Here is a 24,231-nt window from a genome sequence, read left to right as displayed (position 1 = left end):
GTAAAAAATTCATTATAAATACAAGAAAAAGTGATATAATGTTACGCTTAACCGTTTGTGTTGGCTTGGCGTTGCGGTAAGCTACGCCGTTTTAAGGTAGGTCATGATCGACCGGAAAGGAAGGACTTATGTTGATATTGACTCGTAGAGTCGGTGAGACTCTTATGATCGGGGACGATGTAACGGTTACCGTGTTAGGGGTGAAAGGTAATCAGGTTCGGATCGGCGTGAACGCGCCCAAGGAAGTTTCCGTGCATCGGGAAGAAATCTATGAGCGTATAAAGCGGGAGCAGCAGGCTCAAACATCGGAAAAAACAGCTGAGCATACCGAATAAGTCGATTATAATCTTGTCAGTTTCGGAGAGATGGCCGAGAGGCTGAAGGCGCTCCCCTGCTAAGGGAGTATAGGGTCAAAAGCTCTATCGAGGGTTCGAATCCCTCTCTCTCCGCCATTCACCGAAGTGCAGAGCGTCTTGATTGGTGGATGCCCAGGTCAGGGCGCCTTTCGAGCGTATCGAGCTAAGTCAATTAAGCATTCATGAGGCAAAGCCGTTTCCGTTCTGGTTCGACTTCGTGATTGGGGTCTGATCCAGGCCGAAAGGTCTTCACATGAATGAGTTTTTCGGTAAAATAGCCGGATTTTTCGGATTGTCCTTGCGTCCTAAGAGGAATTTTAATGGTCACGATTCGTCTTGCCCGTGGCGGCGCCAAAAAGCGCCCTTTCTATCATGTCGTTGTTGCCGACAGCAGATGTAAACGAGATGGTCGTTACATTGAGCGGGTGGGTTTCTTCAATCCGATCGCTTCCGGAAAAGACGAAAGGCTGCGTTTGGACGATGCTCGCGTTCAGTATTGGTTGAGTCAGGGAGCGAAGACTACCGATCGGGTCAATAGTTTGATCAAAGAATTCAGCAAGCGCGCAGAGGCGGTTGCCGCTTAAAGATAGATGCGCGGCACGAGCTTAGAGTGGCGCGGCAGATTATAGTCGGTGAAGTGGCGGGCGCCTTTGGTGTCCGGGGGTGGGTGAAAATCCGCTCATATACGGATCCGGCAGACAATATACTGAGCTATTCGCCTTGGTTGATCGGCGATGGAGAGTCGCAAAGGGAATTCAAGGTTCTCGGCGGGCGCCGGCAGGGTAATTCGGTGGTGGCTCGTTTGGATGGCGTGGATACGCGCGATCAAGCGTTGCAGCTAAACGCATCGCGCATATCCGTCGACAGAGATCGGTTCGAACCTCCAAGGCCAGGCGAGTACTATTGGGCGGATTTAATCGGGATCGAGGTTCGCACTACGCGCGGCGTCAGTTTGGGTACGGTCGTCGGCATGATGGAAACCGGCGCCAATGACGTCATGGAAGTTCGCGGTGAGCGGGACCGCCTGATCCCTTTTGTGATGGGGCAGTTCGTCAAGGATGTCGACTTGAATGCGGGCGTCCTGATCGTGGAATGGGATCCGGATTTTTAGAGTCGGAGCCTGATGCGTTTTGACGTCGTTACCCTGTTCCCCGAAATGGTCGAGAGCGCTGCCAAATGTGGCGTGACGGGACGGGCGATCGAAAAAGGGATCGTTGATCTAAGGCTTTGGAATCCGCGAGATTACGCATCGGATCGGCATCGGACGGTGGATGATCGTCCTTATGGCGGCGGGCCGGGCATGGTCATGAAAGTCGAGCCTTTACGCAGCGCCATTCGCGCTGCTCGGGCCGATTCGAGCCTGCCGATGAAGACGATTTATTTGAGTCCGCAGGGCGATTTGTTACGCCAAGGCGCCGTGGTGCGTCTTGCCCGAAGCCCTCGGCTCATTCTGGTTGCCGGACGCTACGAGGGTGTGGACGAGCGCCTGATCGAAGCCGAAATCGACGAAGAATGGTCGATAGGCGATTATGTTTTGAGCGGCGGCGAGTTGGCGGTGCTGGTGATGTTCGATGCCGTGGCCAGATTATTGCCGGGCGTTTTGGGGCATGCCGATTCGGCCATTCAGGATTCGCACATGACGGGCTTGTTGGATTGCCCCCATTATACTCGGCCTGAAGAGATCGACGGCCGGCGAATTCCTGAGGTTTTGCAGAGCGGGGATCACGGCGCGATTAGACGCTGGCGCCTGAAGCAGTCCCTCGGCCGAACTTGGTTAAGAAGGCCGGATCTGTTGGCCAAGCTGGAACTCGATGCCGAGCAGCGGAGTTTGCTGGAAGAGTTTAAATACGAATTGAAAGCCGGAACGAATTAAGGGGAATAGCAATGTCCAGTCACATTATTCAACAACTTGAACGCGAATGGATGAGCCGGAAAACGGTACCGGATTTCGGTCCGGGCGATACCGTCGTCGTACAGGTGAAGGTGAAGGAAGGAAATCGTGAGCGCTTGCAGGCTTACGAAGGCGTGGTGATCGCCAAGCGGAACAGGGGGTACAACTCCGCTTTCACCGTGCGCAAAATGTCTCATGGCGAAGGCGTGGAGAGAGTTTTCCAGACGTATAGCCCCCAGGTCCAGGACATTCAGGTAAAACGCCGCGGCGATGTCCGTCGATCGAAGCTTTATTATCTGCGTGACCGCACCGGCAAGGCCGCCCGTATCAAAGAAAAAATCTGACCGGGGAAGGATCGCCGCGGCGATTGATGCAAGAATCGATGACGGGCAGCGAGCGCTGCCCGTTTCTCGTATCGGGGGACGAAATAGCCAGGAATGCTTCATAAAAAGGTTATCGCTCGTTACGGATCCGGATGAAGAGGCGCGACTGGTGACCGCATCGTTCGGGCCGCTATCGATAACTGCTCGAAGCAGCCATCGCGTCGGTATCGATTTTGGGTGGATGGCGTTTCGAAGCACGAGCCGCCGAATCCGCCTCCCGACGAAGCGGAACGTCGGCTTCGCGCTTGTTTTCAGGGCCAGGACACCCGTTTCAACCCGTCGCGGCAATCGGCATGGTTTGTCACCGCATCATTCGGTACGTGGATTAGGCGGCTATCGTGGCCACACATCAGGACCATCCTTCGAAATCGAATCTTGGCTATCGAGTCATGAAGGCTATGCGCTCGATTGAACCGCGCATTACCGACTCCGACGGAGAACTGATCCGGCGTTTCATGAATGCCCTGTGGGTCGAAGAGGGTTTGAGCGAGAATACTCAGAAAGCGTACTGTAGCGACCTCGGTCTATTTGCCGCTTGGCTGGATAAGACGCATCGCAAGACGCTTTGCCAGGTGGATGCCGGCGAAATCGAAGGCTACTTGGCGCTGAAGTATCATCAAAAGGCAAGCCAGCGATCCAGCGCCCGATTGCTGTCGAGTCTTCGTAAATTTTACCTGTTCGCCACTCGCGAAGGTTTCATGGACAAGAATCCGACCGTGTCCATAGAGGCGCCCCGGATCGGTCGCCCTCTGCCGAAGACGCTTACGGAAGAGGATGTGGAAGTTTTGCTGGAGGCTCCGAATACCGAAGAGCCATTAGGCTGCCGTGACCGGGTCATGCTGGAAACGCTGTATGCGACCGGGTTGCGGGTAAGCGAACTGGTCGGGCTTACGCTGGGGCAGCTAAACCTTCGCCAGGGCGTGGTTCGCGTGGTCGGCAAAGGCAGCAAGGACCGTTTGGTGCCGATGGGCGAAGAGGCCGAAGATTGGGTGAATCGCTATCTGCGGGCGGCGCGGCCGATGATTCTGAAAGGGAGGCACAGTAACGACTTGTTCGTTACGGACCGCGGGGCGGCAATGACACGCCAGGCCTTCTGGCACCTCATAAAACGCTATGCTTTGCTGGCCGGAATCCACAAGCCGCTTTCGCCTCATACCCTGAGGCATGCTTTCGCGACGCATTTGCTGAATCACGGCGCCGACCTGCGGGTAGTCCAGCTTCTGTTGGGGCATAGCGACCTGTCGAGCACGCAAATTTATACCCATGTCGCCCAAAAGCGCCTAAAGGACCTGCATGCCCGCTGCCATCCGCGCGGTTGAAACCGTTCTGAGCTTGCCCGAGGATTTATGACTACGCTTATCCATCCTACCGCTTGTATCGCCCCCGATGCCGAACTGGGTGCCGGCGTTTCGGTCGGTCCCTATGCCGTGATCGAGGGCCGCACCGAAATCGGGGACGGTTGCCGCATAGAGGCGCATGCCGTGATCCATGCCTATGTCTGCATGGGCCGGAACAATCAGGTCTGCCCGCAAGCGGTCATCGGCGGCTTGCCCCAGGATTTGGGGTTCGATCCCTCGGCGGAAACCTACGTGGAGATCGGCGACGGCAATGTTTTCCGCGAAGGCGTGACGGTGAGCCGCGCCACCCGTAAAGGCGGCGCTACGCGGATCGGCGCGGACAATTATCTGATGAACAATAGCCATGTGGCTCACGATTGCCGGCTGGGCGACAACAATATCTTCGCCAGCGGCGCCACCCTAGGCGGTCACGTTCAGGTAGGCGATCGGGTTTTTTTCGGGGGCGGAGTCATGGTTCACCAGTTCTGCCGTATCGGCAGCTTCGCGATCTTGCAGGGACTTGCGGGCATCAATAAGGATGTCATCCCCTTTACCATGGTCGGCGGAAGGCCGGGCAAGCATTATCGGCTGAACCTGGTGGGCATGCGGCGGGCGGGGATCGACGGGGACCGCTTGAAAGCCGTATCGACCGCCTACCGGCGCTTGCGGAACAAGCAAAGCCTGGACGACTTGCCGGATACGCCGGAACTCATCTATCTTCGTCGCTGGCTGGCGGAAGAGTCGAAGCGGCACGGGACTTTGGGCTTTATCGAGATTCGTGCCCGCGGCGAAGACTGATTTGCCTGCTACATCGACGCATCCACTTTCTTCTTCAGTTAAAAAAAGCACCATGAGTTCACTGAAATGTGCCGTGATCGGAGTCGGTTATTTGGGGAAGTTCCATGCGGAAAAATATGCCGCCCTTTCCGATTGCGAATTGGTCGCCGTAGTCGATACCGATCGGCAGGCGGCTCAAGCCGTGGCCGACAAGACCGGTAGCCGGGCGCTGACCGATTACCGCGAGTTGCTCGGTCGTGTCGATGCCGTCAGCATCGTGGTGCCGACCAGCCTGCACTATCAGGTGACCAAGGATTTTCTGACGGCCGGAGCGCATGTGTTGGTGGAAAAGCCGATCACGGTGACGGTGGCGGAAGCCGATGAGCTCATCCGTATCGCCGAAGAAAAGCGCCGCACGCTCATGGTGGGACATCTGGAGCGCTTCAACGCCGCTCTATTGGCGCTCGATCTGACCGAGGACAAGCCGATTTTCATCGAATCGCACCGGCTGGCGCCGTTCAAGCCGCGCGCCAATGACGTCAGCGTGGTGCTCGATCTCATGATCCACGACATCGACATCATCCTGGACCTGGTCGACTGTGAAGTCGACCGCATCGACGCCAAGGGGGTGCCGGTATTGACCGGCGACGTCGATATCGCCAACGCGCGCATCGCGTTCAAGAACGGCAGCGTGGCCAACGTCACGGCCAGCCGGGTCAGCCAGAAAGTCGAGCGCAAAATGCGCATGTTCATGCCCAATGCTTATATTTCCGTCGATTTCCAAAATCGCGTGCTGACGCGCCATCGTAAAGGTGCGGGCGAAATGTTCCCCGGCATACCGGAAATCGTCAGTGAAGAATCCGTGTTCGAGAGCGGAGACGCTCTGATGGAGGAGGTCAAGCATTTCGTCGCTTGCATCCGCGACGGCCGCGAGCCGCTGGTGTCCGGACACGCCGGGCGGCGCGCGTTGGCGACAGCCACGGAAATTACTCGCTTACTCAACCGCTAATCGTTCATGACATGCGCGCCGCGCCGGCGAGGACCGGCGACGTGGCGTGAGCGATTTCGCCCAGTTTTTGCCTTTCCCGCCGGGTGAGGGGAAAAATGTGTCGCTTGCGACGATTGTCATGATAACGCCTAAAGGAGAGTTAGAACTCATGATCCCCATGGTCGATTTGAAAGCCCAATATCTGCAACTCAAGGACGAAATCGATCAAAGCTTGAGGCAGGTCTTGGATAGCTGCGCCTTTGTCCTGGGGCCGAACGTTAAAGCCTTCGAGGAGGAAACGGCGGCTTATCTGGGGGTCAAGCATGCCATCGGCGTCGCTTCCGGAACCGATGCCCTGCACCTGGCTCTTTTGGCGGCCGGCATCGGCGCAGGAGACGAAGTCATCACGACGCCGTTTACCTTCATCGCGACGGCGGAGGCGATTCGTTATGTGGGCGCGAAACCGGTGTTCGTGGATATCGATCCCAAGACCTTCAACATCGATCCCGCGGCCATCGAGGCGGCGATCACGGAAAAGACCGCCGCCGTCATGCCGGTGCATTTGTTCGGCCAACCGGTGGATATGCAGCGGATCGGCGCGATATGCGAAAAGCACGGGCTCAAGATCGTGGAAGATTGCGCCCAATCCTTCGGCGCCTCGATCGGCGGGCGGCAGACCGGCAGTTTCGGCGTGAGTGCCGGATTCAGCTTTTTCCCGAGCAAGAATCTCGGTTGCTACGGCGACGGCGGCTTGGTAACCACGAATGACGACGGACTTGCCGGCAAGGTCAGGGTGCTGCGCAACCACGGCTCCGAGGTGCGCTACTATCACGACGTGATCGGTTATAACAGCCGGCTCGACGAACTTCAGGCGGCGATCTTGCGCATCAAGCTGAAGCGCATCGACGATTTCAACCAAAATCGCCGCCGTGTCGCCCATTTATATTCGGATCTGATGTCGGATCTTCCGGTGACCACACCTTACGAGGACGGCATCGGCGTTCATGTCTACCATCAGTACACCCTGCTGACCGACCGGCGCGACGCCATCATGCAGGCGCTGCAGAAGGCCGGCGTCGCCTGCGCGGTCTACTATCCGGTGCCCCTCCATCGGCAGAAGGTATTTGCCGACGAGTGTGCGGGGCTAAACCTGCCGGTTACGGAAGCGGTTGCGGAGCGCTGCCTGTCCCTGCCCATCTACCCAGAACTCCAGGAAGCCGATATCCGCCGTATCGTATCGATCATCCGCGCCGTGCTGAATGGCTGAGCGCGCGCCTCTCATCATGCTGAGCGCCGGAGAAGCCTCCGGCGATCTTCATACGGCGAATCTGTTTCGGGAGCTGAAAAAACTGATCCCGAATCTGCGCGGCATCGGCATGGGCGGCGTCAGAATGCGTGAGGCGGGCATCGATCTCCGTTGCGACTCCACCCATCTCGCCGTCATCGGGCTCGCCGAGGTGGCCAAGCATTACGGTGAGATTCGCCGCGCGCTCCGTTCGATGCAACGGATTGCCTGCGAAGAGAAACCGGACCTGTTGATCTGTGTCGACTACAAGGAATTCAATTTCCGTCTTGCCCGGAAGGCCAAGGCTTGCGGCGTCAAGGTTCTGTTCTATGTGAGTCCGCAGGTCTGGGCCTGGCGTCCCGGCCGGGTGAAGAGCTATGGCCGGATCGTCGACCATATGGCGGTGATTTTCCCGTTCGAAGTGCCGTTCTACCAGGCGTATAAAATACCGGTGACTTACGTGGGCCATCCCCTGGCGGGAAAGGTGAAGCCGTCCCTGGGGCGGGCCGAGGCCAGGGCGAAGTTCGGATTTTCGGGCAAAGGCCCGGTCATCGGACTTCTGCCGGGGAGCCGGGCCAACGAGATCAACCGGCTTTTGCCGGTTATCCTGGGCGCCGCCGAACGTCTGGCGGTCGAGTTCGCGGCCGCGGAATTCGTTCTCTTTCGGGCGCCGTCGATATCGGACGAGTTGCTGCAAAGTCATCTCGAAGGCAGCGGCCTCCCCATCCGCGTGATCGAAGGGCAGGATTACGACGCCCTGCAATGCTGCGATGCCGTGATCACGGTTTCCGGCACGGCAACCTTGGAAGTGGCGCTGCTGGGCGTGCCGATGGCGATCGTTTACCGGCTGACCGCGCTGAGTTATTGGCTCGGACGCCTGCTGGTCCGTATTCCTTATATCGGACTGCCGAACATTTTGGCGGGCCGGCATGTGGTCCGCGAATTCATCCAGCATGATGCGACGGCCGACAACATCGCCGGCGAGATTGCCCGAATTCTTCGGGACCGCGACTATGCGGAGACGATGCGGCAGGCGCTGAGGCAAATCAGGGACGAGCTGGGAGAGAAGAACGGCGCGGCCAAACTCGCACAACTGGCGGCGGACATGTTGGAACGCAACGAGAACGGAAGCCGGTCAAGTGGCTAGTGGATGAACACTTTGCGTTGAATCGTGATTTCGTCCCGAGGGGAGACCGTGTCAGCCGCTTTTTCGCCCTCGATGTTTTCGACGTGTATCGCGTTTCCGCAATATTCTTTGGCCTTCTTCTTGGCTATCGAAGCCCGCTCGGCGATCACTTCCTTGGTCAAGTCATTCTGCGCCGCGGTCACCGGCAAAATACCGATAGAGAGAGATACGAAAGGAAAGTATCGTTTTTCGCCGTATCGGTCGCTGGCTTCTATGCCACCGATCTGCCGGTGTTTGGCGGTGTAATAGTCGGGCGCCAGCGCCTCGAAGGTTTGTAAGAGTTGCTGGCACCGTTCCCGCCAGTCGGCATTCCGGAACATGACGATGAAATCGTCGCCGCCGATGTGCCCCACGAAATCCAGATCGGGGTCCGCGATTTCCGTCAAGAGACGGCCTACGAGCTGAATGAGGTCATCGCCGCGGATATAGCCGTAAACGTCGTTATAAGCTTTGAAGTGATCGAGGTCGCAGTAGGCGACGATGAAATCCTCGCGATTGCGCAGGAACTCATCCAGTTTCTGCTGAATCAAAACATTGCCGGGCAATAGGGTCAGCGGATTGGCATGCCGGGCTCTGGTGATTTGCAGGTCGGTGATCGTGCTCAGGAGGTCCAGAAGAGTGCCCTTACCGACCAGTCGTCCGTTGTCCGTAATGATGAATTCGTCGGTCTGATGATTGACGGCGTTGGTCAGGCAGCGGCTGGCATCCTCGAGAGACGTGTGCAAGTCGAATTTAAGCGTCGGCTTGGAGGCGAGTTCTTGTATCGGTTTTCGGCCGTGCAAATCGCGTCCGTACCGGCTTGCCAAAAGATTCATCAGATCGCTGCGAAGGACGAGCCCCAGAGGTTCGCCATCGTCTACGACGGCTACGGATTGGAGCGTTTCGCTGATCCGGAAGATGTCGCCGACCTCTTCCATGCTCGATTGCGGCGATACGGCGGGAACGTCCTTCAGCAGATGGGCGATGGTTAGCTTTTCCGAATAGACGTTGCGTTTTTGCCGGTCGCTGAAGAGCTGTGGATTGAGCGTGACGTCGGGCGTTTTCTTCGGCGGAGCGAAATAGAACCCTTGGGCCATGTCGATGCCCAGTTTGCGCAAGGCCGCGTATTCGCGTTTATGCTCGACGCCTTCGGTAATGGTTTGGCAACCCAGGGATTTGGCGATTTCGATGATCGATTTGATGAATTGGCGCTTGGTTTGGTCTTCGTCGATACCCTCGATGAAATGCCGGTCGATCTTGACGAAATCGGGATTCAATTCGGACCAGAGCCTAAGGCTGGAGTGGCCGGCCCCGAGATCGTCCAGCGCGACCTTGAAGCCCATTCCGCGGTAATGTTGGAGAGCATGCTGGAACACCGTCCAGTCTTGGATGGGTTGGGTTTCGGTGATTTCGACGACGACGCGCTCCGGATCCAGGTTATGATTCTCGAGATACATGAGCGTTCGCCCGTGGATGAATTCATCGTCGGCTAGTGTGACGGGATTGATGTTGATGAAGAGATGCCCCGACAGACCCAGTTTGGCGAACTGCCGGATGATGAGCTTGCGGCACAGAAAGTCCAGCTCCATCAGGCGTTCATACTTGGCCGCCGCGGCGAACAGAACGTTCGGCCGGTGCAGCAAAGACTCGGAAGGTCCCCGAATCAATCCCTCGTATCCGAAAATCGCCTGTTTATCCAATACGACTATCGGCTGGAACATGACGATCAACTGCTCCAACGCGAGTATACGATCAAGCAGGCTCTTGACGTGGACTTCTTGCTTCTGCACCTGGAACTCGTCGCGATCGGTGGATAGGGCCGCCGTTTACCCAGTGAACTATAGCAGTTTGTATCATTTTGACGGATAAATATGACGGCGTGCGTTGTACGGGCGCGTACCCGTAAGTTTACTGCGTTATCCGGTTCCGGCGCTTGCGTCGAACGTCTGTCCGGCAATACTTTCACGGGCGCAGGATTTTTCCATGCCTCCGCCGCTAAGATTTTGAGGTAGTTATCATGAGTCGTGCTTTTGTCAAAGAACCGGACGGCGAACAGGCCGGCGACGATCTTCCCGAACGGCCTCGGAGTTCGTATACCAATTATGTGACTCCCAAGGGGCTGGCGCAGCTTCAGGAGAAGGTGCGGGCGCTGAGCGCGCAGCGGGACGCCCTGGCCGGGAACGATGATTTGGGCGCCCGGCAGCAGTTGAAACAGGTGGAGCGCGATTTGCACTATTACGAGGAGCGCGTTCAAAGTGCCGTGGTGGTGTCGCCCGAAGCGCAGACGGACGACAAGGTGCGCTTCGGTTCGACGGTCGACGTTCTCGATTCGGACGGTCGTACGCTGCGCTTCACGATCGTCGGCGAGGACGAGGCGGATGCGGCTCAGGAAAAAATTAGCTGGATGTCGCCTTTGGCGCGGGCTTTACTGGAGGCTCAGGTAGGCGATGTGGTGACATGGAAACGACCGGTAGGCGATAAGGAGCTGGAAGTCGTGGCGATCCGAAAAGGCTAGTCCGTGCCGGGGAGCTTTCCTGTCCCTTACAGCATCCGCCGCAGTCGGCGGGCCAAGCATCTTAGGCTGGTTGCCAAGCCTCACGGGGTCGAACTCGTCGTTCCGCCTACCGTCAGCGAGGCTCGAGCCCTGGCGTTTTTGCACCAGCATCGCGATTGGGCCGAACGCAAGCTGTCGGAACTGCGCGCGAAAACCGCCGCGTCCCGGCCGGCTCGGCATCTGGAGAACGGCTCGACGCTGCCGTTTCAAGGCCGGGAAGTCGCGCTGGAGGTTCGCGAGCATGCCGGGCGAAGGACGCATATCCAGTATGACGGCCGCTTTCTGATCTTCGTGCCCGCCAATGGCTCGGAGGATCTCCGGCGCATCACCCGGACCGCGCTTTTCAACTGGACGAAATCGTGGATGCGGGGCGAGGCCGGCGCCATCGTACAACGGCACGCCGGCCGGTTCGGATTGTATCCGCGCCAAATCAGGGTCAAACGGATGACGAGCCGATGGGGAAGCTGCGGTCCGAGAAACGACATCAACCTGAACTGGCTTTTGGCTTTCGCACCGCCGTCGATATTGGAATATGTGATCGTGCATGAATTGTGTCATATCCGCCATCGGAACCACTCGGCCGATTTCTGGCATTTGGTTGCCCGGCATCTGCCCGGCTATCTCGCGGAACGCCAGTGGCTGCGCCGGAACGGCGGCGATTTGCTGGGGCGATTCGAGTAAATCTCCATGACCGGCAAGTTGAAGCAAATGCTGATATTCGGCTGCACCGCGATTGCGCTGTATGCCGGCGTGCAGTGGGTCGCGGCTCTCGGCCTGGCCGCCGGGGCGCCGCCCTCGATCCGCGCGACCACCTTGGACGGCGAGACATTCGATTTGCACGACCCTGAAGGCCGGCCGGCCGTGATCTACTTCTGGGCGAGCTGGTGTCGGATCTGCAAGGCGATGCAGGGCTCCATCCGATCGCTGGCGCAAGATACGCCGCTGGTCAGCGTGGCGTTGTTGTCCGGAACCGAAGTTGAGGTTCGGGAATTCCTCGAGCGGGAAGGATTCAAGGTTCCGGTGATTCTCGACCCGGACGGCGCCATCGGCAAAGACTACGGCATACGCGGCGTGCCGGCCGTATTCGTTCTGGGGCCGGACGGCAATATCCGCTTTTCGACCATCGGTTATACCAGCGAGCTCGGGCTGCGGGTACGGCTTTGGCTGGCCCATCTGTAGGAGATTCCGGTTGAGCGGTTTTGTCCCCGATACCATGACGGCCGCCGAGATCGCCCACTGGGGCGGTCCGGAAGTCTTGCGAGCGTGCCGGCGGCCGACGCCGCGGCCGGGGCCGGGCGAGGTGCTGATCAAGGTAGCGGCGGCTGGGGTAAACCGGCCCGACGTCATGCAGCGCAAGGGGCTTTATCCGCCGCCGCCGGGGGCACCGGACATACCCGGCTTGGAAATCGCGGGCGAAGTCGCCGCTTTGGGAGAAGGCGTGCATGCGCCTGCCGTCGGCGAATCGGTTTGTGCCCTGGTGAGCGGAGGGGGATATGCGGAATATTGCTCGGCCGCCGCGGCACTCTGTTTGCCCGTCCCCCGGGGGTTCGGACCGATCGAAGCCGCCGCCTTGCCGGAAACGTTTTTCACGGTCTGGAGCAACGTTTTCGAGCGGGGCGGGCTAAAAGCCGGCGAAAGCGTGCTGGTGCACGGAGGCAGTAGCGGCATCGGCACCACGGCGATTCAACTGGCTCGAGCGTTCGGCGCCACGGTGTTCGTAACCGCGGGAAGCTCGGAAAAATGCCGGTTTTGCGAGCAGATCGGGGCGCGGGCGATCAACTATCGCGAAGAAGACTTCGCCGACCGTATCCGGACGCTGACCGAGGGCAGGGGCGTAAACCTGATTCTCGACATGATCGGCGGCCCTTATCTTCAGCGAAATCTCGGCTGTCTGGCCGCCGATGGCCGCCTGGTGGTGATTGCGGTTCAGGGCGGGCCCAAGGCGGAAATCAATCTGCTGCCCATTTTTTTGAACCGTCTGACTTTGACCGGCTCGACCTTACGGCCGCGCAGCGTGGAAGAAAAAGCCGCGATTGCCGAGGCGCTGAGACGGAACGTATGGCCGCTGCTCGAGTCGGGGCAGGTCAAACCCGTCGTTCACAGCGTTTTCTCCCTGGAGGAGGCATCGGAAGCTCACCGGCTGATGGAAAGCAGCCGGCATATTGGCAAGATCGTGTTGTCGCTCGCTTGAGTGCGGCCTGGCGAACCTGCTTGACCGCTCAGACTCTCTTCGTCCGAATCCCGAAAAACCGGAATACATCGTGATTGCGTCTGGCTATAAAAAATTACCCGTTTTGATTTTATGGGCGGCGAGCCTCGGGCTGGCTGTTCCCGCACCGGCCCGGGCCGAGTTCGAGGAAGGCATGGCAGCCATCGAACGGCACGACTATTCCGCGGCCTTCGCCGAATTCGAACCCTTGGCGGAACAGGGCATGCCGCAGGCTCAAGTCAATTTGGGCAACCTTTACATGAGAGGGCTGGGCGCGCCGCAGGACTATGTCGAGGCCCGGCACTGGTATGAGCAAGCGGCCCGGCAAGGCGATGCGACCGCCGAAAGCAAGCTCGGCGTCCTCCATTTCTACGGTTTGGGGACTCCGATCGATATGGGCGAGGCCGCGCGCTGGTTCCGCAAAGCGGCCGAGCAGGGCGATGCCGGCGCCCGGGCCGTGCTGGGTTCGCTCTACGCGTCCGGCGACGGCGTCGAGAAGGACAATGCTCAAGCCTATTTCTGGTATACGCTCGCGGCCGAGCAGGGCAATCAGAACGCGGTCGACGGCAAGAACAGCCTGGTCGACGAGATGGCTCCCGGCGAAATGGCCCTGGCTCTGGACCGTCTCGCCGAGTGGCAAAGGCAGCAGGAGGCCGCTCAGACGCCGCTGCTGAATAAAAAGCCCAAGACAAAGAAAGCTCAGGCCAAGAGCAAGTCGAAAAAGACTTCCAAAAAGACGAAGGGAAAACACAAGAACGGCTCGCGTTGAGTCTGCCTCTTGTCTCAAGCGAAGTGGCAGACGTAGTCCAGCAGACCCGTCGTTTCGATGTCGAAACGGCTGTTGCCCGGCGCTTGGAACGACTCGCCGGCGCCATAGGTTTTCCATTCCGTCTCGCCGGCCAGCCGGACCCGGCAGGAGCCCGCGATGATTTCCATGATTTCCGGCGCGGCGGTGTTGAAGGTCAGGGCGGAAGGAAAGATCACGCCGACGGTTTTGCGGCTGCCGTCCGGAAAGAGGACGGTATGGCTGATGCATTTGCCGTCGAAGTAAACATTGGCTTTCTTGACGACGCTGACGTTGTCGAATTGCGACATGGCGGCTCCTTCGAAATGGGGGATTATACGTGACGGACCGGGCTCCGGGCATGATCGGCCCGGCAGGATAGACGGAGTATCTGCGAGATGAGCCTTCCGGTAATCTGGCCGCCCAAGCCGCCGCCGGTTATCATGGAGGATTTCGGTAAACTTCTCGCGCTGCGCCCGTCGAATGTTCGAGCAACTTCTCTGGTCTTTGACGCATCGTCCGTACATCACGGCTTTTCTGATCGCATTCCTGTTGCTTTCCTGGCTGGAACAGGGTGCGCTGCGTACGGCGATTTGGGTAGTCGTCAGTTATGGAGTGGCCTTGCTGGCCGAATGGGGAAGCATCAATCACGGAATCCCGTTCGGCAGGTATGTCTACCATTATGAGGCGCTGAGCAACGATTTGGTCGTTTTCGGCGTTCCCTTCTTCGACAGCCTATCGTTTTCGTTCCTCAGCTATGTCAGTTTCTCGCTGGCGCAGTTTTTCATGTCGCCGCTATGGATCGGCGCCTACGATGTCCAGCGCGTAACCTCGGCCGAGATCCGGAACTCGCTGCCGGTGCTTCTCCTCGGCGCCTTCTTCATGATGGTCGTCGATCTCATCGTCGACCCCATCGCCAATCTCGGCAAATACTGGTTCTTGGGGGATATCTATCATTATCCCGATCCCGGCATTCACTTCGGGGTCACCCTGGAAAATTATGGCGGCTGGTATGTCGTCGCGACGGCGACGATTCTGCTGAATCAGTGCGTCGACCGGTATTTGCTGAGCCTGGAGAAAAGGCGCGGGGAACCGGTCAGGCTGGTCTATATGCCGTGCAAAGGATTGTTCGCGCCGTGTTTCTGGGTCGGCATAGTCATTTTTCAGTTGGGGGTGACCTACTGGCTGGCTTACGGGGGAGGCGCGGTTCCCGATCAGGATCGGTTGAAGTTGCAGGCCCTGACCGGCAGCTTCATCATCGCGCCGGTCTTGATGCTCGCCGCGGCGCAGTTGGTCAAGCCGTCCAATCGTATCGCCGGCGACGATATTCGGGATCGGGTCGCTACTTACCCGCCGGCGGTCAGGGAACGGACATAATCCGAGGACTCGGCCCGGCCGATGCGTCCTGCGGCGCGGCATCCGCGTAGCGCCAGCTCACGCCCAGGGATCTTTGCAGACTGTCCAGCAAGTCTTCGAGCTCCACGGGTTTGGTGATGAAGTCGTCGAAGCCCGACGCCAGGCACATTTCCCTGACATCGTCGAACGCATGCGCGGTCACGGCGACCACCTTGGCGTTCCGCCCGGGTTCTTTCTGCCGCAGATGCTTGACGGTCTCGGACCCGTCCATGCCGGGCATCAAAAGATCGATCATGATCAGATCGGGATCGAAAACCGCGAATGCGTCCAGGCATTCTCTGCCGCTCGAGGCCGTTTCTACATTGAAGCCCAGCGACTCCAGCAATGCCGAGAGCATCGTCAGGTTATCCGGGTTGTCGTCGACGATTAATATGCGTCGGGTTTTTCCCTCATAGCCGACGACTTCGGCTTGGTCGGACCTGGGTTGCGACGGTTTCGGTGCCGCCGGCAGTACCAGGGAAACCGTAAAAACGCTTCCTGCGCCGAGCGCGCTTTGCACGTCGATCTGCCCGTTCATGGCATCGACCAGCCGCTTGCTGATGGCCAGTCCCAGGCCGGTTCCTTCGGTAGAATCGTGATAGGCCGCTTGCTCGAACGCCAGGAAAATCCTGCCCAGGTCTTCTTCCGCGATGCCGACCCCGGTGTCTTCTATCTGAAACGAGACCGTTTCGCCATGACGGGAAACTTTCAGGGCAGCGTATCCATGATGGGTAAATTTTATGGCATTGCCCAAGAGATTGATGAGTATCTGCCGCAATCGCTTCTCGTCGCCGATGACGTATTCAGGCAAGTCCGCCGATTTCTCGAATGTAAATCCGATGCCTTTATGACTCGCGCGGAGTTCGAATATCTCGGCGATGCCGTCGAGAAACTCCGGGAAATGGAAGATGGCGTTTTGTATTTCCAGCCGCCCGGCTTCTATTTTGGATAAATCGAGAAGATCGTTGATCAAGGTCAGCAAATGATTTCCGGAGCGGCTGATATAACCGAGATACTCCTTGTTTCTTGCGGTGATATCGGTTTGTTTTTGAAGAATCTGGGTAAATCCGAGTATTCCGTTCAAAGGGGTTCTCAATTCATGGCTGATATTGGCGAGAAACTCGGTTTTGGCTCGGTTTGCAGTTTCGGCCGCTTCTTTGGCGTCCTTCAAAACCAGCTCGACTTGCTTGCGTTCGGTAATGTCGATCCAGGCGCCGATAACTTCCACCAGGTTTCCCTCGGAATCGCGCAGCGATCGGAGCTTGTCGTGAATCCACCGATACGAGCCGTCCTTGTGCCGGAACCGGTATTGGTGCGTCAGTTCGTCCTGGCGGATAAGTCGCTTTTGGTTCTCCAACACGGTTGCTCGGTCGTCCGGGTGAACATGGTCGATCCAGAAGGTCTCGTCGCAATACCATTGGCGCGGTTCATGGCCGGTCACCAGCGTTATGGTTTCGCTGATGAACTCGATCTTGAAGGGGAATGCCGGATTGTCCGTTCGGGAAAGGATGTAGATGACGGACGGGCTGGTGTTGACGATATATTCGAGCCGATTCTGCGACTGCTGCAATTTCTCCTGTTGGGTGCGCAGCGCGAGCTCTAGCTGTTTGTAGTTCGTGATGTCCGTGAACACGACCTGGATCAGCTTCTTTTGATTAAGCTGAATGACCTTCGCGGTAACGCGAATATTCCGCACGATGCCGGTTTTCGTAACGTGTTCGGTTTCGAATGCGTCGCCCCCGTTATCCCGAATTTTCTCGATATGCCGCTTGATGTCCTCTTCCGATTTCAGCCGATCGATGTCGCTTACCTGTAGTTTTCTGAATTCGTCGCGACTGTATTCGAGGTTTTGGTGAGCTTTCGGGTTGAAGTCGATCAATTCGCCGCTTTTGATGTCCACTAATACCAGCGCATCGGGCATTTGCTCGAACAGGGTGCGGTAGCGGCTTTCCGATTCACGCAGCGATTCCTCGATACGCAGACGCTCCCGGATCTCGCCTTCCAGCCGACGGTTCGTCTCGACCAGTTGGGCGGTGCGCTGCTCTACCATTCTTTCGAGATTGGCGTTCAATCGCCTGACTTCTTGTTCCTTTCCCTTTCTCTCCTCGATTTCGTGCTGCAATTGCCGGTTCGCCTCTTCGAGCCGGGCCGGGCTCGGGATCTTCAGCGCGTGGGGAATCAGAGGCCACAGCAGAACCGACGTCGCGACCGAGACGAGTCCGGTAAACAGCTTGATGAAGCCTTCGAGAACATAACCGGGGTGCCAAATCGTCCATATGCCCATCAAATGGGTCGTCCCGCAGGCCGTGATGAAAACGCCGAAGAGGACGAAAATCCAGCGAAACTCGAGATCTCGCCGCTTGATGACGAAATAGATCAGGGCCGCGGGAATCGAGTAATAAGCCGCCGTAATCAGCGAATCCGACAGGATATGAAGAAACAGCAAATCGGGGCGCCAGAGGAGGCATGTCCCATGAGGGATGAAGTCTTTGACCGCCTGGGCAGAGAAGAGATTTTCGAACATGGCAGGTTCTTCCGAGATGAATCCGCTTGCCGCAATCCGATCGGACTCTCAGGGACAAATCGATTGCAGCGCTCCGCGGCGAAACCGTTCCGAAAAGAAGCCGGGTCGATCGGCATGAACGAGCGGTTGCGAAGCGCCGAGGAGGGCAACCGCCTATGGATTGGGCCGCTAGCGGGGACCGCCGCGGCCGGGTGGGGCGGACATCCGGCCGCTCGAAGACGGCGCTTTTGGCGAATGGCCAACTGCTTGCGATTGCTGAGAGCGGCGACCGGCGCGCGTTAAGGATTGACCTTCAACAGTTCCACATCGAAAATCAGGGCCGCGTTCGGGGGGATCACGCGGCCCGCGCCGCGTTCGCCGTAGGCCAATTCCGGCGGAATGAAAAAGCGATACTTAGCGCCTTCCTTCATCAACTGCAAGCCCTCGGTCCAGCCGCGAATGACGCCGTTCAAGGGAAAGCTCACGTTTTCGCCGCTGTCGAATTCCTGGCCGGAGACCAGGCTGCCCCGATAGTTGACGATGACCGTGTCGGTAGCCTTCGGCGAGGCGCCGTTGCCCTCATTGAGAACTTGGTACTCCAATCCGCTCGCCGTAGTTGCCACGCCGGGTTTTTGCGCGTTGTCGACCAGAAATTTCAAGCTCTCCTGTCTGTGTTTGTCTGCGTCGGCCGACGGCGAGGGGCCGCAGCCGGACAGCCCGAATGCAACAAGTACGACCGTTCGGGAAAAAATTCCGAGTTTCTTCATGACGTTTACGCTCCTTTTCGGGGTTGATGGGCGAAGCAGACACTCCACGGATTTCAACGCGCAGCAACCTGGCGGAAGGGATGCGCGCAAGCCGGAGAACGGTGCGCCCGAACAGTGTCTCGATTCATTGACAAAAATTTTTTACTCGGCCGAGGCTGCTTCCGCAAGAATGGTATCAAGCAAATGGCCTCATCGGCGCTCGACTATAACGTATTGGCGCCGGTGCGGGTATCGGGAAGAAATCCTCCGGCCTGCATGGCCCACAGTTTATGGTAAAAATCCTTTGCCGCCAGCAGCTCTCGGTGATTTCCATCCTCGACGATGCGTCCCCGATTGAAAACCAGGATACGGTCGAGGTGCGCGATTGTGGACAACCGATGGGCGACGACGATAACGGTTTTTCGTCCCATCAGCCGGTCCAGGCTGTCCTGTATGGCTTTTTCGGTTATGGAGTCGAGGCTGGACGTGGCCTCGTCGAGAATCAAAATCGGCGCGTCTTTGATCATGACCCGGGCAATCGCTATGCGTTGCCGCTGGCCACCCGATAATTTGACGCCGCGCTCGCCGACCAAAGACTCGTAGCCGTCTTGCATGGCGTCGATGAAATCGTGCGCATGGGCCATCCGCGCCGCGGCGGCGATATCGACGTCTTCGGCGTCCAATCGCCCGTAACGGATGTTGTCCCGCAGCGAACGGTGGAACAGCGAGGGATCCTGGGGAATCAGGCTGACCTGTTCGTGAAGGGATGCCTGGGTCACGTGAGCGATGTCGGTGCCGTCGATCAGAATTCGACCGCCCTGCGGTTCGTAGTAGCGGAGGATCAGCCCTACGAAACTGGATTTTCCGGAGCCCGAGAAGCCGACCAGCCCGACCCGCTGGCCGGGCTCGATGACGACGTTCAAGCCGTCGAATACCCGTTGTCCCGACGCATAACCGAAGCGTACGTCGCGGAATTCGATGCGTCCGTGCGTTACTCGCAGCGGCCGCGCCTTGGGCGCATCGACGATGTCATGAGGTTTGACGATGGTGGCTACGCCGTTAGCGACGTTGCCCACGTATTCGAAGAATTCCAGAAAGCGGCGGCTGAGGTTGCGCGCATCGCCGATGATCAGGAGCGCCAGCCCGGCGCTCATCGCGAAGTCGCCGATGCCGATCAAGCCTCGCTCCCAAAGCGTGAGGGCAAAATAGATGGTGCCTATTTTCAGCGCCGCGGCGGAAATGAACTGAAACCAGCGGACCCGTTCCATGTACCAGAACGTCCGGCGTCCGGCCTTGACCTCCGTTTCCAGGTAACGGTCGAGATAATCCCGCTCGTGCCGCAGCCGTGCGAACAGCTTTACGTTCAGGATATTGGTCACCGAGTCGACGATTTTGCCGTTCACCTGGCTGCGGGTTTCGGCGTACGCCTGAGCGTAGGGGCGGCAGCGCCTTGCCAGCCAGAACGAGACGCCTACATAGATCAGTACCCAGACCGCCACAAACCATCCGAGATCCGCGTGAGCTCGCAGCAGCAATGCGACGGACACGGCGAAGACGATGCCGATCGGCCAAAAATCGAAGAGAACGGCCCAGACGGTGTGATTGACGCTCATCGCGGTCTCGGTGATCCGATGGGCCAGCGCGCCGGCAAAATATCCGCTGAAGTAGCGTACCGAGTGGTGTTGCAAATAAGCGTACAGCATTTGCGTCGTCCTTTGGCGCAAGCGCGGCCCCACCGCGATCAGACAGGCGCCGCTGGCCCGGCTGAACAGGATTTCGGCGATATTCAGCGCGGCGAAAAGCATCAGCGGCGTTTTCAGGCGCTCCGCCAGAGGTGCGGGATCGCCGCTCGCCTCCGTTACGCCGTCGATGATTTGTCCGATGGCGTAGGGCACGAGGATGTTGCTCACGGCCTGTCCCGCTTCCAATATCAGCATCAGCAGAAGCCATCCGCGGAACCCCGCCATACAGTGCATGATGAAGCGAAAGCCGGTATCGGGCAGAGCCGGCGCATCGGCAGTGCGTTTGAATGCGAATCTTGTCGAATCGTTCATGGTAAAGACAAAAACGTGCGGAAAGGAAAGCGGCGATCGGTTTTCAAGATCGGCCGGGCCCGCAACGCGGACGCAAAAAAGCCGAAAAGCCCGTCGACTGCCGCTTTCGGGAGCATTTGCCGCTTTGCCGAGGAGGAATGCGAGACTCGCCGTCGTTAATGACGAGATGCGATCGATCGCGCGCTTCGAAGTGGGCTTTGTCGCTCGAGTGCGCTCGAGCGACAAAGCGAGGCGATTGCCTTCGGTTTAAGGGATGGTCGAAAGGTTCGGACGAACGAAAGCGCCCGCTAGCCGGTTTGCGCGTGGAAGCCGGAATCGAAGCCGATCGAATGGGGGAGTTCGTAACGGTCTTCGGTGCCCGCATCCATCTCGTCGTCCGGTTGGATCCGGATATCCAGCCGGTCAACATCATCTGCCCATCTGTCCAAAAGTGCCGGCAGACTCTTCCTCAAATAATCTCCTTTGATTCTCATGGTACTTTCCTTATTTTGAGTAAGTTGGCAAATTTAGGTCTTCACCTCAGCAAGGCTGCGGTAGTTTAGTTATAAAAAAAATCAAGATTCAGGTAAATCAGAATTCCTTATGTATATGAGCTTATCGATAAGCGATTATGTTTCGGTTTTGTAGCAATCGGCTTGAACCCGCGACGGATTCGAATCCGAATCGGGACGCTTCAGTACGGCGCGCAAAGGCAGATGATCGGAGGTCTCCCGGGCCAGAGGCGTGGAATAGGCGGAGATATCGGCGAGGAGTTCGCGGGGCTTGACCCAAATCCGGTCGAGCGCGAACAGCGGGCATATGGAAGGGTAAGTCGCGATGTCGGGGATGTGGCCGAAATGATTGCGCAGCCAGCGCAACGGTCTGCCCCACAGAAACCACTCGTTCAGATCGCCGAAGAGCAGCGCCGGCGGGGGCGCGTCGGCCAGCAGATTCAGCAATCGCGTCATTTGCTTCCGCCGCTCGCCTGGAAGCAATCCGAGATGGGTGCCGATCGCGCGCAGCGGGCCGCAGGGACTGTCGACCGAAAGATCGATGGCGCCGCGCGGCTCCCGATGCGGAAAGCTGAGATCGATGCGCCAAATGTTACGGACGGGCAGCCGGGTGAGAATGGCGTTGCCGTAGTGCCCGTTGCGGCGCAACAGCGTCGGCCCCGGAATGGCCCGGTAGTGCAAGCGAGAGGCGAAATGTTGCAGCAGGTCGAGAGCGACCTTGGGCTCCCATTGCAGCTCCTGGAGCGCGATGAGATCGGCGTCGAGCTCGCGAATGATCGTCAGCACCCGCTCCGGATCGTAACGGCCGTCACGCCCGATGCAGTCATGAACGTTGTAGGTTGCGACGACTAAGGACATGAGCGGACGGGCTGGCTAACCTGCCGAACCGTCGGCGCAAGCCGCGCTTTCCGCTTCGCGCCGCCGTAGCCATCGGTGCATGGCGAACGCGGCGACGCCGATGACCGCGGCGGAACCGGCGAGCAGGGTAATGTTACCGGGGCTGGGGTGATGAACCGTGGCGGCCAGGCGATCGGAAAAGACGGTGATGGCCGTCGCGCCGGGAAGCATGCCCAAGACGGTCCCGAGTAGAAAATCGCGGAAACGGATATGGGAGGCGCCGGCTACCAGATTGACGACGGTAAACGGCGCGACGGGCACCAGGCGGACGGTGAGCATGGCGAGCAACCCGCGACGGCTCAGCCAGCGGCTGAGCGTGTTGAGCCGTACACCGCCCAGCCGCCGCACGATATTTCGACCGAAAACATGGCCCAGCGCAAACGTGAGGGACGCGCCCGCCAGCGATCCGAGAATCGAATAGACGAACCCCAAGGTGGGGCCGAAGACGACAGCCGTCGTGAAGATCACCAATGTGATGGGGATTGCCGTCAAAGCGGCAAGGATATAAACCCCGAGCACCCAGACCGGCGTCGCCGGAGTCTGTTGCAGCGCACGCCCGATACCGATCAACGTGTCCTTGTCGAGCCATTCGTGCAGCGGGCCCCAGCGCCAGGCGGCGGCGAGCCCTCCGACCGCGGCGAGCAGGCTCAGCGTGGCCATGATCCGTTTGCGTGCCGAAGGACGGTGTTCGGCGGGAACGAGCTCGTCGATCAAGCGGTCGGGATCAATGGGCGTTTCCGGATCGATCACGCTGGCTTCCGGCAGGCGGGCATCGGCTTCGGGCGACACCTCGCCTTCGAGGAATCGAAGCGTGTGCGGGTTTCCGCGCAGGCTCTCGATCGCCAGGATCAGCGACTTTTCGCGTTTGATGGCCTGTTCCACGCGATCTACCGGGACGCCCAAATGCTCGGCCAGCAGACGATCGCGAAAATCGGTTACGGCTTCGGCCGTCCGCGATTCGGTCGCTTCTATGGCGAGATTGCATTCGGTGTCGAGCCCCATCGAGCGATTATTCAGGTTGGCCGAGCCGACCAGCGCGAGACGGTCATCTACCACCATCACCTTGGAATGTACGTTGATACATTGGTCGTTCAGGCCGTCGCAGTGCGGATAGTAGATCCGGAACTTGCTGTGTCGGTCGGCCGCGCGAAGGCGGCGCAGCAGCCGGGCTCGCAGGACTTCCATCGTGGTTTGCTCGAGCCAGCCGCCGCCGGTCAGCCGCGACACGACGACGATTTCCGGAGGGCTCGGCTCGCGAAGGCGTAATTCGAGCAAGGCGCCGACCGAGGAGGCGGTAAGATATTGATTCTCGATGTAAATCGTGTCCCGCGCCGATTTGATGGCGTCGAGATACAACTGCCGGAGCTCGGCGACTTCGGGAGAGCCATTGAACCGCGGAGCGGTCCGGGCAATCGCGACATCGACATCGGTGAGGTCCGGGACGATCGACGGGGGCCAGGGATCGGTTCCGGGAAGGCTGCCGCCGTGCAGTTCGCATCCGGTCGCAGAACGCCAGCGCTCGCGGACGAGCGTGCCGAGTTCCGCCGCGACCGCCCCGTCCACCATCATCTGCACGTCATGCACCGGCGCATAGGCTTGGCCGTTGGAGCGCCGGCGGCAGGGCGCGTCGGGCTCGTGATCCGGCGTGTCCCAGCGCTCCTGCGCCAGGTCCATGCCGCCGACGAAGGCCAGGGCGTCGTCGATGACGATGATTTTCTGGTGGTGGGAAGCGCCGACCGGATGCCTGCCATCGAGATAAAAATGGAGATGCCGGTGGCTTTGCCAGCCGAGCGTGTAGATGGGCAGGACTTCGCGGCCGGGCGCATAAAGCATCGCGAAGTCCCAGTTCAAAATGTAGATTTCCAGCCCGCGTCTATGTTCGATCAGCGCTTTCAGAAAGTCGCCGAGCCGGATCGGAAATCCGTCGCCGACGCCGCCTTCAGCCAGCTTGGTCCGGCTGTCGATGTCCCAGCCGACGATGAAGATGGAGCGCCGCGCACGGATCGCTGCCGTCCGCAAGGCGGGAAAATACGCCGAGCTGTCGATCAGGAACGAAACCCGGCGGGCGCGAGCGCTGCGCCAGCAGTTGCGCCCGGGTTCCAGTATGCGGTTCTCGGCTGTTCGATGGCTGTCGAGATACCTCATTCCTTCAATCTTCCTTGTCGATAAGCGTAAGACACTGAAAAAACGCCGGAATGAGTCTGGTTTCCGACGGCGTGAGGGAATCGCGGAAATGACGATCGGATCTCTTTAGCTTGTTTGACAAGCTTTAGCGGCCGGCGCTCCGAACTCCGGCGATTCCGATGTCCGTGCGAAAGGTTTTTGATCGGGGCCGGGGCAAGGCGAAGGCCGCCGCGGCGACTTCCTCGCTTTCATGGCGCGCGCTTTCACTCTGGTCGCGTTGCGAATACCGCCC

Annotated in this window: 24 protein-coding genes and 1 tRNA gene; 17 read left to right on the top strand and 8 right to left on the bottom strand. The window is 58.8% G+C overall.

Annotation, left to right across the window (positions count from 1 at the left end; translation table 11 throughout):
- Nucleotides 1-128 precede the first annotated feature (128 nt).
- The 11 genes from csrA (at nt 129) to lpxB (ending at nt 8,164) form a co-directional block, all read left to right on the top strand.
- Nucleotides 129-335 (top strand): carbon storage regulator CsrA, encoded by a 207-nt coding sequence (gene csrA, locus ACWJKU_RS15210; RefSeq protein ID WP_454143538.1) that lies wholly within the window; start codon nt 129-131, stop codon nt 333-335.
- A gap of 24 nt (nt 336-359) precedes the next feature.
- Nucleotides 360-452, top strand: a tRNA-Ser gene (locus ACWJKU_RS15205).
- Between the two features lie 224 nt (nt 453-676).
- A complete protein-coding gene (gene rpsP, locus ACWJKU_RS15200) occupies nt 677-940 on the top strand; it encodes a 30S ribosomal protein S16 (RefSeq protein WP_454143536.1) in 264 nt (87 codons plus the stop codon).
- Between the two features lie 26 nt (nt 941-966).
- Complete coding sequence (gene rimM, locus ACWJKU_RS15195) at nt 967-1,467, top strand: ribosome maturation factor RimM (protein ID WP_454143534.1); 501 nt, start codon at nt 967-969, stop codon at nt 1,465-1,467.
- Between the two features lie 12 nt (nt 1,468-1,479).
- Nucleotides 1,480-2,229, top strand: coding sequence for a tRNA (guanosine(37)-N1)-methyltransferase TrmD (gene trmD / locus ACWJKU_RS15190; RefSeq protein ID WP_454143532.1), 750 nt, complete (start codon nt 1,480-1,482; stop codon nt 2,227-2,229).
- A gap of 11 nt (nt 2,230-2,240) precedes the next feature.
- Nucleotides 2,241-2,591, top strand: coding sequence for a 50S ribosomal protein L19 (rplS, locus tag ACWJKU_RS15185; protein WP_454143530.1), 351 nt, complete (start codon nt 2,241-2,243; stop codon nt 2,589-2,591).
- Between the two features lie 428 nt (nt 2,592-3,019).
- Nucleotides 3,020-3,949, top strand: coding sequence for a site-specific tyrosine recombinase XerD (gene xerD, locus ACWJKU_RS15180; RefSeq protein WP_454143528.1), 930 nt, complete (start codon nt 3,020-3,022; stop codon nt 3,947-3,949).
- Between the two features lie 27 nt (nt 3,950-3,976).
- On the top strand, nt 3,977-4,765 hold the full coding sequence (lpxA, locus tag ACWJKU_RS15175) for an acyl-ACP--UDP-N-acetylglucosamine O-acyltransferase (protein WP_454143526.1): 789 nt from the start codon (nt 3,977-3,979) through the stop codon (nt 4,763-4,765).
- A gap of 52 nt (nt 4,766-4,817) precedes the next feature.
- Nucleotides 4,818-5,753, top strand: a complete 936-nt coding sequence (locus ACWJKU_RS15170; protein WP_454143524.1) for a Gfo/Idh/MocA family oxidoreductase — start codon at nt 4,818-4,820, stop codon at nt 5,751-5,753.
- Between the two features lie 148 nt (nt 5,754-5,901).
- Nucleotides 5,902-6,999, top strand: a complete 1,098-nt coding sequence (locus ACWJKU_RS15165; protein WP_454143522.1) for a DegT/DnrJ/EryC1/StrS family aminotransferase — start codon at nt 5,902-5,904, stop codon at nt 6,997-6,999.
- On the top strand, nt 6,992-8,164 hold the full coding sequence (gene lpxB, locus ACWJKU_RS15160; protein WP_454143520.1) for a lipid-A-disaccharide synthase: 1,173 nt from the start codon (nt 6,992-6,994) through the stop codon (nt 8,162-8,164). Before ACWJKU_RS15165 ends, lpxB begins: the two co-directional genes overlap by 8 nt.
- Here lpxB and ACWJKU_RS15155 read toward each other — a convergent pair.
- Nucleotides 8,161-9,972: an EAL domain-containing protein gene (locus ACWJKU_RS15155; RefSeq protein ID WP_454143518.1), complete on the bottom strand. Its 1,812-nt coding sequence runs from the start codon at nt 9,970-9,972 to the stop codon at nt 8,161-8,163. The two genes, lpxB and ACWJKU_RS15155, sit on opposite strands and share 4 nt — an antisense overlap.
- Before the next feature lie 227 nt (nt 9,973-10,199).
- On the opposite strand from ACWJKU_RS15155, the gene ACWJKU_RS15150 reads away from it, so the two are divergent.
- From ACWJKU_RS15150 to ACWJKU_RS15130, 5 genes are all read left to right on the top strand, one after another.
- Nucleotides 10,200-10,697, top strand: a complete 498-nt coding sequence (locus tag ACWJKU_RS15150; protein ID WP_454143517.1) for a GreA/GreB family elongation factor — start codon at nt 10,200-10,202, stop codon at nt 10,695-10,697.
- 3 nt (nt 10,698-10,700) lie between these two features.
- Nucleotides 10,701-11,417, top strand: coding sequence for a M48 family metallopeptidase (locus ACWJKU_RS15145; protein ID WP_454143515.1), 717 nt, complete (start codon nt 10,701-10,703; stop codon nt 11,415-11,417).
- Between the two features lie 6 nt (nt 11,418-11,423).
- A complete protein-coding gene (locus ACWJKU_RS15140) occupies nt 11,424-11,915 on the top strand; it encodes a protein disulfide oxidoreductase (RefSeq protein WP_454143513.1) in 492 nt (163 codons plus the stop codon).
- A 34-nt stretch (nt 11,916-11,949) separates the two neighbouring features.
- Nucleotides 11,950-12,927 carry an NAD(P)H-quinone oxidoreductase gene (locus tag ACWJKU_RS15135; RefSeq protein ID WP_454148151.1) on the top strand — a complete coding sequence of 326 codons (978 nt, stop codon included), beginning with the start codon at nt 11,950-11,952 and terminating at the stop codon, nt 12,925-12,927.
- Between the two features lie 70 nt (nt 12,928-12,997).
- Nucleotides 12,998-13,714, top strand: coding sequence for a tetratricopeptide repeat protein (locus tag ACWJKU_RS15130; RefSeq protein WP_454143511.1), 717 nt, complete (start codon nt 12,998-13,000; stop codon nt 13,712-13,714).
- 14 nt (nt 13,715-13,728) lie between these two features.
- On the opposite strand, the gene ppnP is transcribed toward ACWJKU_RS15130, so the two are convergent.
- Nucleotides 13,729-14,040 carry a pyrimidine/purine nucleoside phosphorylase gene (gene ppnP / locus ACWJKU_RS15125; protein ID WP_454143509.1) on the bottom strand — a complete coding sequence of 104 codons (312 nt, stop codon included), beginning with the start codon at nt 14,038-14,040 and terminating at the stop codon, nt 13,729-13,731.
- A gap of 172 nt (nt 14,041-14,212) precedes the next feature.
- Here ppnP and ACWJKU_RS15120 point away from each other — a divergent pair, with 172 nt between their 5' ends.
- Entirely contained in the window at nt 14,213-15,106 is an 894-nt protein-coding gene (locus ACWJKU_RS15120) for a carotenoid biosynthesis protein (protein ID WP_454143507.1), read from the top strand.
- Here ACWJKU_RS15120 and ACWJKU_RS15115 read toward each other — a convergent pair.
- The 6 genes from ACWJKU_RS15115 to ACWJKU_RS15090 form a co-directional block, all read right to left on the bottom strand.
- Complete coding sequence (locus ACWJKU_RS15115) at nt 15,090-17,648, bottom strand: ATP-binding protein (protein ID WP_454143505.1); 2,559 nt, start codon at nt 17,646-17,648, stop codon at nt 15,090-15,092. The genes ACWJKU_RS15120 and ACWJKU_RS15115 overlap by 17 nt on opposite strands.
- A gap of 278 nt (nt 17,649-17,926) precedes the next feature.
- A complete protein-coding gene (locus tag ACWJKU_RS15110; RefSeq protein WP_454143503.1) occupies nt 17,927-18,394 on the bottom strand; it encodes an FKBP-type peptidyl-prolyl cis-trans isomerase in 468 nt (155 codons plus the stop codon).
- Nucleotides 18,395-18,597: 203 nt separating this feature from the next.
- On the bottom strand, nt 18,598-20,427 hold the full coding sequence (locus ACWJKU_RS15105; protein WP_454143501.1) for an ABC transporter ATP-binding protein: 1,830 nt from the start codon (nt 20,425-20,427) through the stop codon (nt 18,598-18,600).
- Between the two features lie 287 nt (nt 20,428-20,714).
- The gene (locus tag ACWJKU_RS15100; protein WP_454143499.1) at nt 20,715-20,900 is read right to left on the bottom strand and encodes a hypothetical protein; all 186 of its coding nucleotides are present in this window, start codon (nt 20,898-20,900) and stop codon (nt 20,715-20,717) included.
- Between the two features lie 135 nt (nt 20,901-21,035).
- Nucleotides 21,036-21,776, bottom strand: a complete 741-nt coding sequence (locus ACWJKU_RS15095; protein WP_454143497.1) for an endonuclease/exonuclease/phosphatase family protein — start codon at nt 21,774-21,776, stop codon at nt 21,036-21,038.
- Nucleotides 21,777-21,791: 15 nt separating this feature from the next.
- Complete coding sequence (locus ACWJKU_RS15090; RefSeq protein ID WP_454143495.1) at nt 21,792-23,960, bottom strand: VTT domain-containing protein; 2,169 nt, start codon at nt 23,958-23,960, stop codon at nt 21,792-21,794.
- Nucleotides 23,961-24,231 lie beyond the last annotated feature (271 nt).

This window comes from Methylocaldum sp. MU1018, assembly GCF_053646775.1.
The sequence above is the reverse complement of the archived record's forward strand: the minus strand, read 5'-3'. Positions and strand labels throughout refer to the sequence as shown.